Here is a 12,070-nt window from a genome sequence, read left to right on the forward strand (position 1 = left end):
TAGCCGATCATGAAGCGACGCTCGGCCCCGGATAGGTGGCGCAGTCGTCGAGTGGTGCGGATCTCTCCCGGGCCGGCGCCGCCGACCGCCGGCTGGCCGACTCGGCGGATCCAGAGACGCCCGCACGGCCGTAACCTGGACCGCACGGCACACCGGCGGACAGCGGACGGTGTAGTGCGCCTCGCTGACGACATCGACGACCTGGCCGAGTCGGCGGGGTCGACGCGCTGCTGGCGGTCGCACGCCCCAAGGTACTGCGGCGCTGCGCCCGCCTGCTGCCCTACCGGGAGGACGCCGGGAGGACGCCGAGGAAGCGTGCCCGAACGCCCTGCTCGCGCTCGCCCGGGGCATCGGCCGGTTCGAGGGCTGGTCGTCGTTCCACACCTGGCTCTACCGGCTCACCGCCAATCGAGCCCGGTCGACCTGCCGGGCGCTGCGCCAGCGCTGGCTGGTCGAGTCCGGCGGCGTGCCGCTGCCCGATCCGCCCGCCCCCGGCGGACCAGCGTGGTCGCCGGCACCCGGCTCGACCTGCTCAACGCGCTGGACGCGGCGCGCCCGGGGCTCGCCGAGGCGGTGACGCTGCGCGACGTGCTCGGGCTGACCTACCGCGACATCGCCGCCCTGCTCGACGTGCCCGAGGGGACCGCGAAGTCCCGCGTCCACCTGGCCCGCCGGCGGCCTGCGGCGAGATGCCGGTCGCGCCGCTGCCGGTGCGGCCGCCGACCCCGGCGGCCACCCCGTCGCCCCCGCCGCGCCGAGCGCGTCCGGACCGCCCGGACCGGCGACGCTCGCCGTCGAACGCGGATTCCGGCAGGGCCGCTCCTGCCTGACCCCGCCCAGGATGAGGGGCGCCGGCACCACGCCGGCACCCCTCATCCCGAGGCGACACATTGTTCCGACGCTGCACGACAATATAGAGTTGGACAACACTGTGTGGCACACAGTATGGTGTGACGCATGGTGAGCGAGGAGATCCTGCGGACCCATCTTCAGGAGTTGCGCCGCGGCACGGTGGTGGTGGCGAGCCTGGTCGCGCTGCGCCGGCCCGACTACGGCTACGCGCTGCTCCAGCGACTCGCGGCGCACGGTTTCCCGGTGGACGCCAACACGCTCTACCCGCTGCTGCGGCGCCTCGAGGAGCAGGGCCTGCTGACCAGCGAGTGGAACACCGAGGAGAGCCGACCGCGCAAGTTCTACCGCACCAGCGAGGACGGCGAGTCGGTGCTCCGGCGGCTCCTCGACGACCTCGCCGCCGTGCAGACCTCCGTGACCGGGCTGATTGAAGGAGCCGACCGATGAGTTCCCTGACCGACCGCTATCTCGCCGCGACCCTGCGATCGGTGCCGGCCCCGCGCCGCGAGGAGATCGCCACCGAACTGCGTGCCTCCATCGACGACATGATCGAGGGACGCTCGGCCGGCGGGCAGGACACCGCCACGGCCGAACGGGAGGTGCTCACCGAGCTGGGCAACCCGGCGCAGCTCGCCGCCCGCTACGCCGACCGCCGCCTGCAGCTCATCGGCCCGACCTACTACCTGATCTGGGAGCGGCTGCTGAAGCTGCTGCTCTCCTTCGTACCGGCCACGGTGGGCGTCGTGGTCGGCCTGGTGGAGGCGACCGACGGTAAGAACCCGGGCGGAGCGGTCGGTGCCGGCATCGCCGCGGCCCTCCAGGTGGCGGTCCAGATCGCCTTCTGGGTCACGCTGGTCTTCGCGGTGCTCGAGCGGACCAACACCTCGCTGAACCTGCCCGAGTGGTCCGTCGACCAGCTTCCGGAGGACCAGACCAACCAGCAGATCACGCTGACCGACGCCGCCGCCACGATCGGCTGGCTCGTGCTGGTGATCGCGTACCTGCCGGTGCAGCACTTCCACTCGTTCGTCCCCGCCGGGAACGGCGACAACCTGCCGATCCTCGACCCGGCGCTGTGGAGCTTCTGGCTGCCATTCCTGATCGCGGTGCTGGTCGCCACCGTGGGCCTGGAGATCGCCAAGTACCGGGCCGGGCGCTGGACCTGGCCGCTGGTAGCGGTGAACGCGCTGTTGGACCTGGCGTTCGCGGTGCCGGTGGCCTGGCTGCTGCTGACCGACCGGCTGCTCAATCCCGAGTTCGTGGCGCGCTTCGAGTGGCTCGGACGGTCCGAGAACCTCGACACCGTCGCGACCGTGACGGTGGTCGGCACGATCCTGATCGTGCTCGGGGACATCGTCGACAGCGGGGTCAAGGCGTACCGCAGCCGGCACTGATCCGCATCAACCGTCTCGGCCCGGCACTCACGGGGGTGCCGGGCCGCGGCACGTCCGCGTCTGCGTCACTGGTCGTCGCGGGGGCGCAGGGTGCCGGCGGTGGCCGCGGCCAGGAAGCAGGTGGACCGTCAGCCGGGTTTCGCCGGCGTCGCCTCGCCACGTGGGCACGCGACGGTGTCCCAGCCGGCCGGCAGGCGCGGCACACCCCAGGACGGATCCGGCCGCCAGTGTGCCCAGCCCTCGTCCCACCAGCGCCGGCCGGCGTCGAGCAGGGCGGCGATCCGGTCCCCCTCCGCGCGGATCGTGTCCGCCATCCCCGGGTAGCGCCCCTCGGTGAGGCGCTGGGCGAACATCTCGACGTCCTTCCAGACGTATCGGCCGGCGCCCGCCGGCCACCACAGGTCCAGCTCGTGGTCGAGGGTGTCCACCCCGATCGGGGTACGCCGGAACGGATCCTGGAGGTTGAAGTACCAGCCGGCGAAGGCGCGGTCCGCGCCCGTCCAGAAGACGTCCACCGAGTGTGCCTCGCCCGGGCGCTGGAGCATCAGCTTGCCGTGCCCCGACCAGGCCGTGTGGCCGGCGGTCTGCCACGGGTGCCGTCCACACGGGAAGGAGCCGCCCTCCGGGAAGCCGAACTCGGCCCCCGGCGGCAGGTAGAGCGCGAGCAGGTCGGCGGAGTCCTCGACGCAGATGGTCGGGCAGCCGAACCACACCTCGCCGCGCAGGATCTCCCGCCGGACGACCACCCCGCCCGACGGGAATCGCGGTCCGGTCACCGGGATCAGACGTCCACCGCGGCCATGACGTCGTCGGAGACGTCGAAGTTGGCGTAGACGTTCTGCACGTCGTCGCAGTCCTCGAGGACGTCGATCAGCTTGAAGACCTTGCGCGCGCCGTCGGCGTCCAGCGGCACGTTGACGCTGGGGATCAGGGAGGACTCGGCCGACTCGTACTCGATTCCGGCGTCCTGCAGGGCGGTGCGGACTCCGATCAGGTCGGTCGGCTCGGATACCACCTCGTACGCCTCACCGAGGTCGTTGACCTCCTCGGCGCCCGCGTCGAGGACGGCCATCATGATGTCGTCCTCGGTCGTGCCGGCCTTGGGCACGATCACCACGCCCTTGCGGGAGAACATGTACGACACCGAGCCGGCGTCGGCGAGCGAGCCGCCGTTGCGGGTCAGCGCCGTACGCACCTCGGTCGCCGCCCGGTTGCGGTTGTCGGTCAGGCACTCGATGAGCATCGCCACGCCGTTCGGGCCGTAGCCCTCGTACATGATCGTCTGCCAGTCGGCGCCGCCGGCCTCCAGGCCGGAGCCCCGCTTGACCGCGCGGTCGATGTTGTCGTTCGGTACCGAGTTCTTCTTGGCCTTCTGGATGGCGTCGTAGAGCGTCGGGTTACCGGCCGGGTCGCCACCGCCGGTGCGCGCCGCGACCTCGACGTTCTTGATCAGCTTGGCGAACATCTTGCCGCGCTTGGCGTCGATGACCGCCTTCTTGTGCTTGGTGGTCGCCCACTTTGAGTGGCCGGACATGTCATACCTCCGTCTGTTGACCCACGCCTGCGTCGACTGTCCGCGCCAACTCCACACCTGGGCCGGTGGCCGGTCGGATGGAGGGCTGCGGCGGGCGGTCAGCCCTGCCGAACCGCGGCAATCCTACCGAGGTGGGACCCGGCGGTGTCACACGCGCACCGCCGCCAGGCGTCGGCAGGGCCCCCTCCCGGTCGGGAGGGGGCCCTGCCAGCACCGGCTCAGGCGGCGCGGACCAGGTCCACGAAGTAGCGGTGCAGCCGCAGGTCGCCGGTGAGCTCCGGGTGGAACGAGGTGGCCACCAGGTTGCCCTGCCGGACCGCGACGATCCGCTGGGCGGCCGGGCCCTCGGTGACCCGGCCCAGCACCTCGACGCCGTCACCGACCCGCTCGACCCACGGCGCCCGGATGAACACCGCGTGGAACGGCTCGCCCTCGACCCCAGCGATCCGCACCGGGGCCTCGAACGAGTCGACCTGCCGGCCGAACGCGTTACGCCGCACCGTCATCTCGATGCCGGCGAAGCCGCGCTGGTCGGGCCGGCCGTCCAGGACCTCGGTGGCCAGCATGATCATGCCGGCGCAGGACCCGTAGACCGGCATCCCGCCGGCGATCCGCTTGTCGATCGGCTCGCGCATCTCGAAGATGTCGGCGAGCTTGCTGATGGTGGTGGACTCGCCGCCGGGGATGACCAGCCCGTCGACCGCGTCCAGCTCGGCCGGACGGCGTACCGGGCGGGCGTCCGCACCGGCACCGGTCAGGGCCGCGACGTGCTCGCGCACGTCACCCTGCAACGCGAGCACACCGATGGTGGGCCCGCTCATGCTCACCAGCCCCGCTCGGCCAGCCGGTGCGGCTGCGGGATCTCGTCGACGTTGATGCCGACCATCGCCTCGCCGAGGCCGCGGGAGACCTTGGCCAGCACGTCCGGGTCGTCGTGGAAGGTGGTGGCCTTGACGATCGCGGCGGCGCGCTGGGCGGGGTTGCCGGACTTGAAGATGCCGGAGCCGACGAAGACGCCCTCGGCGCCGAGCTGCATCATCATGGCGGCGTCGGCCGGGGTGGCGATACCACCGGCGGTGAACAGCACCACCGGCAGCTTGCCGGTCTCGGCGACCTCCTTGACCAGCTCGTACGGCGCCTGGAGCTCCTTGGCGGCGACGAACAGCTCGTCGGCCGGCAGCGAGCTGAGCCGGGCGATCTCCTGCCGGATCTTGCGCATGTGCATGGTGGCGTTGGAGACGTCACCGGTGCCGGCCTCACCCTTGGAGCGGATCATGGCCGCGCCCTCGGTGATCCGGCGCAGCGCCTCGCCGAGGTTGGTGGCGCCGCAGACGAAGGGGACGGTGAAGGCCCACTTGTCGATGTGGTTGGCGTAGTCGGCCGGGGTCAGCACCTCGGACTCGTCGACGTAGTCGACGCCGAGCGCCTGGAGGATCCGGGCCTCGACGAAGTGGCCGATCCGGGCCTTGGCCATGACCGGGATGGAGACTGCCTCGATGATGCCGTCGATCATGTCCGGGTCGCTCATCCGGGACACGCCGCCCTGGGCGCGGATGTCGGCGGGCACGCGCTCCAGCGCCATCACGGCGACGGCGCCGGCGTCTTCGGCGATCTTGGCCTGCTCGGGGGTGACCACGTCCATGATCACGCCGCCCTTGAGCATCTCGGCCATGCCGCGCTTGACCCGGGCGGTGCCGACGACGGAGGTTGCGCTGGCGTTCTGGGAGGTGGCTTCGGGCACGGGTTATCGCTCCTCGGACGTGCTCGGGGGGTGGCTTCGACTGATGCTACGACGGGGTCAACACCGGTCCGACAGCCAATCAGACCCCTGGTGGCCTGCACTGTGGCAGTCATCACCCGGGATCGGACCCCCCGCGCAGACCGGCCGGAACCGGGCACCGGGGTCGACCGCCGCCCGAAGCGGACGTCAGCCCGCCGGGGCCTCGGCGGCGACCGCAAGGTTCGGGTCGTCGACGTCGAAGTAGCGGGGCCAGGGGTGCCGGCGCCCCATCCGGCACAGCCGCACCAGCGGGCGGTTGCGTGCCGCGCGGGCGTCGCGGACCAGGTCGGTGTGCACCTGCCGCGCCAGGGCCAGCCGCCGGCTGGCGGCGATCACCGCCTCGCAGACCGGGTCGGCCGGGTCCAGCCGTACCGCGCGCAACTGCCGGGTGAGGTCGTTCTCGGCGGCCTCCCGCTCCTCCGGCGGGGCGTCCAGCGCGATCCGCGCCGCCGCGTACAGCTCGACGCCGTAGCGCCGCTCGGCCAGCACCGCGGCGGCGGCCGCCCGGCGCAGCAGGTGGGCGTCGAGCGCCCGGGCCGCGGACTCCGCCCGGGCCTGCAGCCGCTCGACCCGGCCGGCCGTCCAGACCAGGTACGCCGCGGCCAGGGCGACGACCGTCGTCGCACCCACCACCCACCACATGTGCGGCATCGTAGTGGTCACACCGCCCCGCCCAGCCCCACCCATTCCTGGTCGATGACCCGGCCATCGGTGGCCTCGATGGCCGCCGCGTACACCTCCAGGACCCGGCGGGCGACCACCGGCCAGTCGTAGTGGGCCACCACCTGCTCGCCGTAGGCGGTCAACGCGGCCCGGCCCTGCGGGTCGTCGAGCAGCTCGGCCAGGGCGGCGCGCAGCGCGACCGCGTCCCCGGTCGGGAAGAGCCGGCCGGCCCGCCCGCCGTCGAGCACCCGGCGGAACGCGTCCAGGTCGCTGGCGACCACGGTGGTGCCGGCCGCCAGCGCCTCGGTGAGGATCATCCCGAAGGACTCCCCGCCGGTGTTCGGCGCGACATAGAGGTGCAGGCTGCGCAGCATCCGGGCCTTGTCCTCCTCGGGGACCATGCCGAGGAACGTCACCCGGTCGCGCAGCTCGGCCGGGAACCGCCCGAACAGGTCGTCCGGGTCACCGGGGCCGGCCACCAGCAGGCGCAGTCCGGGCCGGTGCGGGGCCAGCGCGACGAAGGCGTCGCGCAGGATCGGGAAACCCTTGCGGGCCTCGGTGAAGCGGCCGAGGAAGCCGACCGTGCCGCCGGTGCCCGGCGCGCACTCCCCCGGCCAGCCGGGCAGCGGCGCCACGCCGGCGAACTTCGCCACCGCCACCCCGTTGGGGATCTCCACCGCGCCGCCGTCCATGTGCTCGACCTGCACCTTGCGGGCCAGGGCGCTGACCGCGATCCGGGCGGTGATCCGCTCCAGCACGATCTGCAGGACGCCCTGCGCGGCGGCGAGCACCCGGGACCGGGTCATCGCGGTGTGGAAGGTCGCCACCACCGGCCCGCGGGCGGAGAGCACCGCGAGCATCGACAGGCTCAGCGTCAGCGGCTCGTGCACGTGCAGCACGTCGAAGTCGCCCCGGGTGATCCAGCGGCGCACCCGGGCGGTGGAGACGGGGCCGAACGCGATCCGGGCCACCGACCCGTTGTACGGCAGCGGCACCGCCCGCCCCGCCGAGACCACGTACGGCGGCAGCGTCGACTCCTCGTCGGCCGGGGCGAGCACGCTCACCTCGTGACCGAGCCCGATCAGCGCCTCGGCGAGGTCCATGACGTGGTTCTGCACCCCACCGGGCACGTCGAAGGAGTATGGGCACACGATGCCGATCCGCACGTAAGCGCCCTTCCCGTCAGGCCTGGCCGGTGACCGGCGCGGGTGGTGCCGCGCCGCTGCCTGTGCTCGGCTGCTGGTCCAGCCACATCCGCTGCAGCATGTGCCAGTCTTCCGGATGCCGTGCGATACCCGCCGCCAGACCGTCGGCAATCCGCTGGGTCAGCAACCGGACCCGCTGGTCCAGCGGCGCCGAGTCCGGGTCCGGCAGCGGCAGCGGGCCCTCGATCGAGGCGCACGCGGCATCCGGTTCGTACCACATCGAGGTGACGTAGAGCGGGGCACCGGTGCGGAGCGCCAGCAGCGCCGGGCCGGCCGGCATCCGGGTCCGACCGCCGAAGAAGTCGACCTCCACGCCCCGGGCGGAGAGGTCCCGGTCGGCGAGCAGCGGCACCACCGTGCCGGCGCGTACCCGGTCCACCAGCACGTCGAAGGCGGGCCGCTCGCCGCCGTGGGTGGGCAGGATCTCCATGCCCAGGCCCTGCCGGAAGGCGAGGAAGCGCTCGTAGACCGCCTCGGGCTTGAGCCGCTCGGCGACCGTGGTGATCGGCCAGCCGGTGGCGGCGACCCAGGCGCCCGCGGCGTCCCAGTTGCCGGCGTGCGGCAGGGCGACCACCGCGCCCCGGCCGGCGGCCACGTCGGCAGCGAGCTTTCCCGCCCCGTCGAGCCGGAAACCGGCGAGGATCTCCCGACGACTCAGCGCGGGCAGCCGGAACGCCTCCATCCAGTACCGGGCGTACGAGCGCAGCCCGCGCCGGACCAGCGCGTCCAGCTCGACCTCGGGCAGGTCGGGGCCGACCACCCGGCGCAGGTTGGCGCGCAGTCGGGCCGTACCCGCGCCGCCCGAGCGGTGGGCGCGGTCCGCGCCCACCCGGAAGGCCGCGGCCACCACGGGCCGGGGCAGCGCGCGGGCGAGGCGCCACCCGGCGACGTAGCCGAGCTCGGTGAGGTTCACTCCTGGCCGACCAGCTGGGCCTGCCGGTACACGTGGCGCATCCGCTGCCCCACCGTGAAGATCGAGACGGCGGCGAGCAGCCAGAGCGCGATCGGCAGGGCGAGGTCGACGCCGAGGCCGGTGAGCAGGCCGCCCACCCCGACGATCAGCAGCCGCTCGGTGCGCTCGGCGATGCCCACGTTGCAGGTCATGCCGAGCCCTTCGGCCCGGGCCTTGACGTAGGAGACCAGCCCGCCGGCGGCCAGGCAGAGCAGCGCGGCGGCCACCCCGGCGTGGTTGCCCTCGGTGGCCAGCCAGTACGCCACCGCGCCGAAGACGGCGCTGTCGGCGACCCGGTCCATGCTCGAGTCGAGAAACGCCCCGAACCGGGTGGAGCCGCCGCTCATCCGGGCCATCGTCCCGTCGAGCAGGTCGGTCAGCGCGAACACCGTCACGATCAGGGCGCCGGCGACCAGGTCACCCCGGGCGCCGAAGCCGAGGGCGCCGACGAGCACGCCGAGGGTGCCGGTCACGGTGACCGCATTGGGGGACACGCCGGCGCGGAGCAGGCCGCGCGCGACCGGCTCCACGACGCGGGTCATCCCCGCGCGGGCCGTCACTTGGAAGATCTTCGCCATGGGGGTCCCACGATAACGGCCGACAGCGGCCGGCGACACAGCCGGTCGTCCGACCCGCGTGGCGGAGGCTTGTGCCGGGTCGGCATCGGGTGTGAGATCGGGGTGGGAGGTGAGCCAGCTCACCGACCCACCCGTCTGAGTACCTGTCGTCCAGGAGAGCACCGGAGGATATCGCCGCGGCACCCACCCGGGCCCGCTTCCCCGTCGCGCGCGGCGGTCGCCACCAACCACGGCTGAGGGAGGTGCGCCGCGATGGCGCAGAAGAACCAGGAGAAGGGTGTCACCGGCGCGGCGCCGGTGGTGACCGAGCCCGGCAGGGTTCGCAACGTGGTGCTCGTCGGGCACTCCGGGGCGGGCAAGACGACCCTGGTCGAGGCGCTGCTCGCGGCCAGCGGCACGATCGGCCGGGCCGGCAGCGTCTCCGACGGCACGACCGTCTGCGACCACGACCCGGCGGCGGTACGCCAGCAGCGCTCGGTAAGCCTGGCCTGCGCCCCACTGATGCACCAGGGCGTCAAGGTCAACCTCCTGGACACCCCGGGGTACGGCGACTTCGTCGGCGAGTTGCGGGCCGGCCTGCGGGCCGCCGACGCGGCGCTGTTCGTGGTCTCCGCGGCCGACGGGATGGACATGGCCACCGCCGCCCTGTGGGAGGAGTGCGCCGCGGTGGACATGCCGCGGGCCGTCGCGGTCTCCCGGCTCGACCATCCGCGTGCCGACTTCGACGAGGCGGTGGCGCTGTGCCAGCGGGTCTTCGGCGACAACGTGCTCCCGCTCTACCTGCCGATGCTCGGCGACGACGGCGAGTCAGTGGCCGGCCTGATGGGGCTGATCACCCGGCGAGTCTTCGACTACTCCGCCGGGCTGCCCGCCGCGGTGCGCGAGCCGGACCCGGAGCACCTGCCGGCGATCCTGGAGGCCCGCAACGAGCTGATCGAGGGGGTCATCGCCGAGAGCGAGGACGAGACCCTGATGGACCGTTACCTCGGCGGCGAGGAGATCGACACCGAGGTGCTGATCACCGACCTGGAGAAGGCGGTCGCCCGGGGCCACTTCTACCCGGTGGTGCCGGTCTGCGCGGAGACCGGCGTCGGCCTGGACGTGCTGCTGGACGGCCTGGTCGCCGCCTTCCCGTCCCCGCTGGAGCACGAGCTGCCCGCGATCACCGGGGTGGACGGCTCGCCCCGGCCGCCGCTGAACTGCGACCCGGACGGCCCGCTGGTCGCCGAGGTGGTCAAGACGACCGTCGACCGACACGTCGGCCGGGTGTCGCTGGTGCGGGTCTTCTCCGGCACGCTCCGCCCCGATCAGGTGGTGCACGTCTCCGGGCACGGCATGGCCGAACGCGGGCACCCCGACCACGACGCCGACGAGCGGGTCGGGCACGTCTACACCCCGCTGGGCGCGACGCTGCGGGAGGTGGGCGCCTGCGTTGCGGGCGACCTCTGCGCGATCACCAAGTCGGGCAGCGCGGAGACCGGCGACACCATCTCCGCCAAGGAGGAGCCGCTGCTCGTCGCCCCCTGGGCGATGCCCGAGCCGCTGCTGCCGGTGGCGATCGTGGCGAAGAGCCGGGCCGACGAGGACGCCCTGGCCCGCAACCTGGGCCGGCTGGTCGCCGGCGACCCGACGCTGCGCCTGGAGCGCAACCCGGAGACCCACCAGCTGGTGCTCTGGTGCATGGGCGAGGCGCACGCCGACGTGGTGCTCGACCGGCTGCGCAGCGGCGGCGTGGAGCTGGAGACCGAACCGGTGCGGGTGGCGCTGCGCGAGACGCTGACCGTCGGCGGCCGGGGCCACGGCCGGCACGTCAAGCAGTCCGGCGGCCACGGCCAGTACGCCGTCTGCCACATCGAGGTGGAGCCGCTGCCGCGCGGGGCCGGCTTCGAGTTCGTCGACCGGGTGGTCGGCGGGGCCGTGCCGCACAACTACATCCCGTCGGTCGAGAAGGGCGTCCGGGCACAGATGGAACGCGGCCTGGTCGCCGGCCACCCGGTGGTGGACCTGCGGGTCACCCTCGTCGACGGCAAGGCGCACAGCGTCGACTCCTCCGACGCGGCGTTCCAGACCGCCGGTGCCCTCGCGCTGCGCGACGCGGCGGAGAAGGGGCAGCCGGCGCTGCTGGAGCCGGTGGACGAGGTGACCATCCGGGTGCCCGACGGCTCAGTCGGCGCGGTGATGGGCGACCTGTCCGGCCGCCGCGGCCGGGTGCTCGGCACCGAGCCGGACCCGGACGCCGAGGGACGCACCCTGGTCCGCGCCGAGGTGCCCGCCACCGAGCTGCTCCGCTACGCGGTCGAGCTGCGCTCGATGACCTCCGGCACCGGCACCTTCCGCCGCGAGTTCGCCCGTTACGACCCGATGCCCGCCCACCTCGCCGAACAAACCCGCAAGGAACACACCACCCAGACCTGACCCTCACTCACCCACCCACGCCCCCGCACCCGTCCTCAGCCCCGCACTTTCCGAGAAAGAGTGGCCATTCCCCGCCGAATACCCACTCTTTCCGTGAACGTCCGCGTCGTCACTGCCATCGCCGCATCCTGTCACCTCGATCGCCGGGACGCGCGGAACGTCACGCATCGTGCATGATCGACCACATGAGACGGCTGGGCGTGGACGTGGGCGGCGTGATCATCGAGCGGAGCGACGGAGACGAGGACACCTCGTTCTTCGGCGACAACTATCTGCGTACGCCCCCGCTGGACTGGGTGTTCGAGGCGCTGGCCGAGGTGGTCCCGCTCTTCGACGAGGTGTACGTCGTGTCGAAGTGCGCCGAGCCGACCGAGCGGCGGACCCGGGACTGGCTGGCCCACCACGACTTCCACGCCCGCACCGGGATCGGCCCGCACCGGCTGCGCTTCTGCCGTACCCGGCCGGAGAAGGGGCCGATCGCCGCGCGGCTGGGGCTGACCCACTTCGTCGACGACCGGCTGGAGGTGCTGGGCTACCTCGACACGGTGCCGCACCGGTACCTGCTGCGGCCCCGGGCGGACGAGGTGGCCGCGTACCGGGCGCACCTGGCCGGCGTACAGCGGGTGGAGAGCTGGCCGGAGCTGGTGGCGCTGATCTCCGCGCGCGGCGGAGGCGTCACCGCCGGCCTGCGGTGACC

At 73.1% G+C, this 12,070-nt stretch carries 14 protein-coding genes; 6 read left to right on the top strand and 8 right to left on the bottom strand.

Annotated elements, in window-relative coordinates; genetic code table 11:
* The first annotated feature begins 349 nt into the window (after positions 1 to 349).
* Genes ABZ807_RS02480 through ABZ807_RS02495 form a run of 4 tightly spaced genes read left to right on the top strand, consistent with a single transcriptional unit; the run spans position 350 to position 2,246 of the window.
* Positions 350 to 577 (top strand): hypothetical protein, encoded by a 228-nt coding sequence (locus ABZ807_RS02480; protein WP_357152217.1) that lies wholly within the window; start codon positions 350 to 352, stop codon positions 575 to 577.
* A gap of 11 nt (positions 578 to 588) precedes the next feature.
* Complete coding sequence (locus tag ABZ807_RS02485; RefSeq protein ID WP_357152220.1) at positions 589 to 954, top strand: sigma factor-like helix-turn-helix DNA-binding protein; 366 nt, start codon at positions 589 to 591, stop codon at positions 952 to 954.
* 3 nt (positions 955 to 957) lie between these two features.
* The gene (locus tag ABZ807_RS02490) at positions 958 to 1,299 is read left to right on the top strand and encodes a PadR family transcriptional regulator (protein WP_357151729.1); all 342 of its coding nucleotides are present in this window, start codon (positions 958 to 960) and stop codon (positions 1,297 to 1,299) included.
* Positions 1,296 to 2,246 carry a permease prefix domain 1-containing protein gene (locus ABZ807_RS02495; protein WP_357151732.1) on the top strand — a complete coding sequence of 317 codons (951 nt, stop codon included), beginning with the start codon at positions 1,296 to 1,298 and terminating at the stop codon, positions 2,244 to 2,246. Before ABZ807_RS02490 ends, ABZ807_RS02495 begins: the two co-directional genes overlap by 4 nt.
* A gap of 128 nt (positions 2,247 to 2,374) precedes the next feature.
* Here ABZ807_RS02495 and ABZ807_RS02500 read toward each other — a convergent pair whose 3' ends face one another.
* The 8 genes from ABZ807_RS02500 to pgsA form a co-directional block, all read right to left on the bottom strand.
* Complete coding sequence (locus ABZ807_RS02500) at positions 2,375 to 3,022, bottom strand: DUF402 domain-containing protein (protein WP_357151735.1); 648 nt, start codon at positions 3,020 to 3,022, stop codon at positions 2,375 to 2,377.
* 5 nt (positions 3,023 to 3,027) lie between these two features.
* Positions 3,028 to 3,780 carry a YebC/PmpR family DNA-binding transcriptional regulator gene (locus tag ABZ807_RS02505; protein WP_357151738.1) on the bottom strand — a complete coding sequence of 251 codons (753 nt, stop codon included), beginning with the start codon at positions 3,778 to 3,780 and terminating at the stop codon, positions 3,028 to 3,030.
* A gap of 218 nt (positions 3,781 to 3,998) precedes the next feature.
* On the bottom strand, positions 3,999 to 4,601 hold the full coding sequence (pdxT, locus tag ABZ807_RS02510) for a pyridoxal 5'-phosphate synthase glutaminase subunit PdxT (protein ID WP_357151740.1): 603 nt from the start codon (positions 4,599 to 4,601) through the stop codon (positions 3,999 to 4,001).
* A 2-nt stretch (positions 4,602 to 4,603) separates the two neighbouring features.
* Positions 4,604 to 5,521 carry a pyridoxal 5'-phosphate synthase lyase subunit PdxS gene (gene pdxS, locus ABZ807_RS02515; protein ID WP_357151742.1) on the bottom strand — a complete coding sequence of 306 codons (918 nt, stop codon included), beginning with the start codon at positions 5,519 to 5,521 and terminating at the stop codon, positions 4,604 to 4,606.
* A 186-nt stretch (positions 5,522 to 5,707) separates the two neighbouring features.
* Entirely contained in the window at positions 5,708 to 6,211 is a 504-nt protein-coding gene (locus ABZ807_RS02520) for a hypothetical protein (protein WP_357152223.1), read from the bottom strand.
* Between the two features lie 8 nt (positions 6,212 to 6,219).
* Entirely contained in the window at positions 6,220 to 7,389 is a 1,170-nt protein-coding gene (locus ABZ807_RS02525) for a glycosyltransferase family 4 protein (protein ID WP_357151745.1), read from the bottom strand.
* 16 nt (positions 7,390 to 7,405) lie between these two features.
* The gene (locus tag ABZ807_RS02530) at positions 7,406 to 8,341 is read right to left on the bottom strand and encodes a phosphatidylinositol mannoside acyltransferase (protein WP_357151748.1); all 936 of its coding nucleotides are present in this window, start codon (positions 8,339 to 8,341) and stop codon (positions 7,406 to 7,408) included.
* Entirely contained in the window at positions 8,338 to 8,958 is a 621-nt protein-coding gene (gene pgsA / locus ABZ807_RS02535; RefSeq protein WP_357151751.1) for a phosphatidylinositol phosphate synthase, read from the bottom strand. Before pgsA ends, ABZ807_RS02530 begins: the two co-directional genes overlap by 4 nt.
* 252 nt (positions 8,959 to 9,210) lie before the next feature.
* On the opposite strand from pgsA, the gene ABZ807_RS02540 reads away from it, so the two are divergent.
* Both ABZ807_RS02540 and ABZ807_RS02545 read left to right on the top strand, forming a co-directional pair.
* Complete coding sequence (locus ABZ807_RS02540; RefSeq protein ID WP_357151754.1) at positions 9,211 to 11,373, top strand: elongation factor G-like protein EF-G2; 2,163 nt, start codon at positions 9,211 to 9,213, stop codon at positions 11,371 to 11,373.
* Positions 11,374 to 11,558: 185 nt separating this feature from the next.
* Entirely contained in the window at positions 11,559 to 12,068 is a 510-nt protein-coding gene (locus ABZ807_RS02545) for a hypothetical protein (protein WP_357151757.1), read from the top strand.
* The last annotated feature ends 2 nt before the right edge of the window (positions 12,069 to 12,070 follow it).

The sequence above is a fragment of the Micromonospora sp. NPDC047548 genome (assembly GCF_040642975.1).
Taxonomy (GTDB): domain Bacteria; phylum Actinomycetota; class Actinomycetes; order Mycobacteriales; family Micromonosporaceae; genus Micromonospora.

Coding starts and splice junctions, on each gene's coding strand:
- ABZ807_RS02490 (WP_357151729.1), top strand. CDS start 958: ATGGTGAGCGAGGAGATCCTGCGGACCCATCTTCAGGAGTTGCGCCGC.
- ABZ807_RS02495 (WP_357151732.1), top strand. CDS start 1,296: ATGAGTTCCCTGACCGACCGCTATCTCGCCGCGACCCTGCGATCGGTG.
- ABZ807_RS02505 (WP_357151738.1), bottom strand. CDS start 3,780: ATGTCCGGCCACTCAAAGTGGGCGACCACCAAGCACAAGAAGGCGGTC.
- pdxT (WP_357151740.1), bottom strand. CDS start 4,601: ATGAGCGGGCCCACCATCGGTGTGCTCGCGTTGCAGGGTGACGTGCGC.
- ABZ807_RS02520 (WP_357152223.1), bottom strand. CDS start 6,211: ATGCCGCACATGTGGTGGGTGGTGGGTGCGACGACGGTCGTCGCCCTG.
- pgsA (WP_357151751.1), bottom strand. CDS start 8,958: ATGGCGAAGATCTTCCAAGTGACGGCCCGCGCGGGGATGACCCGCGTC.
- ABZ807_RS02540 (WP_357151754.1), top strand. CDS start 9,211: ATGGCGCAGAAGAACCAGGAGAAGGGTGTCACCGGCGCGGCGCCGGTG.
- ABZ807_RS02545 (WP_357151757.1), top strand. CDS start 11,559: ATGAGACGGCTGGGCGTGGACGTGGGCGGCGTGATCATCGAGCGGAGC.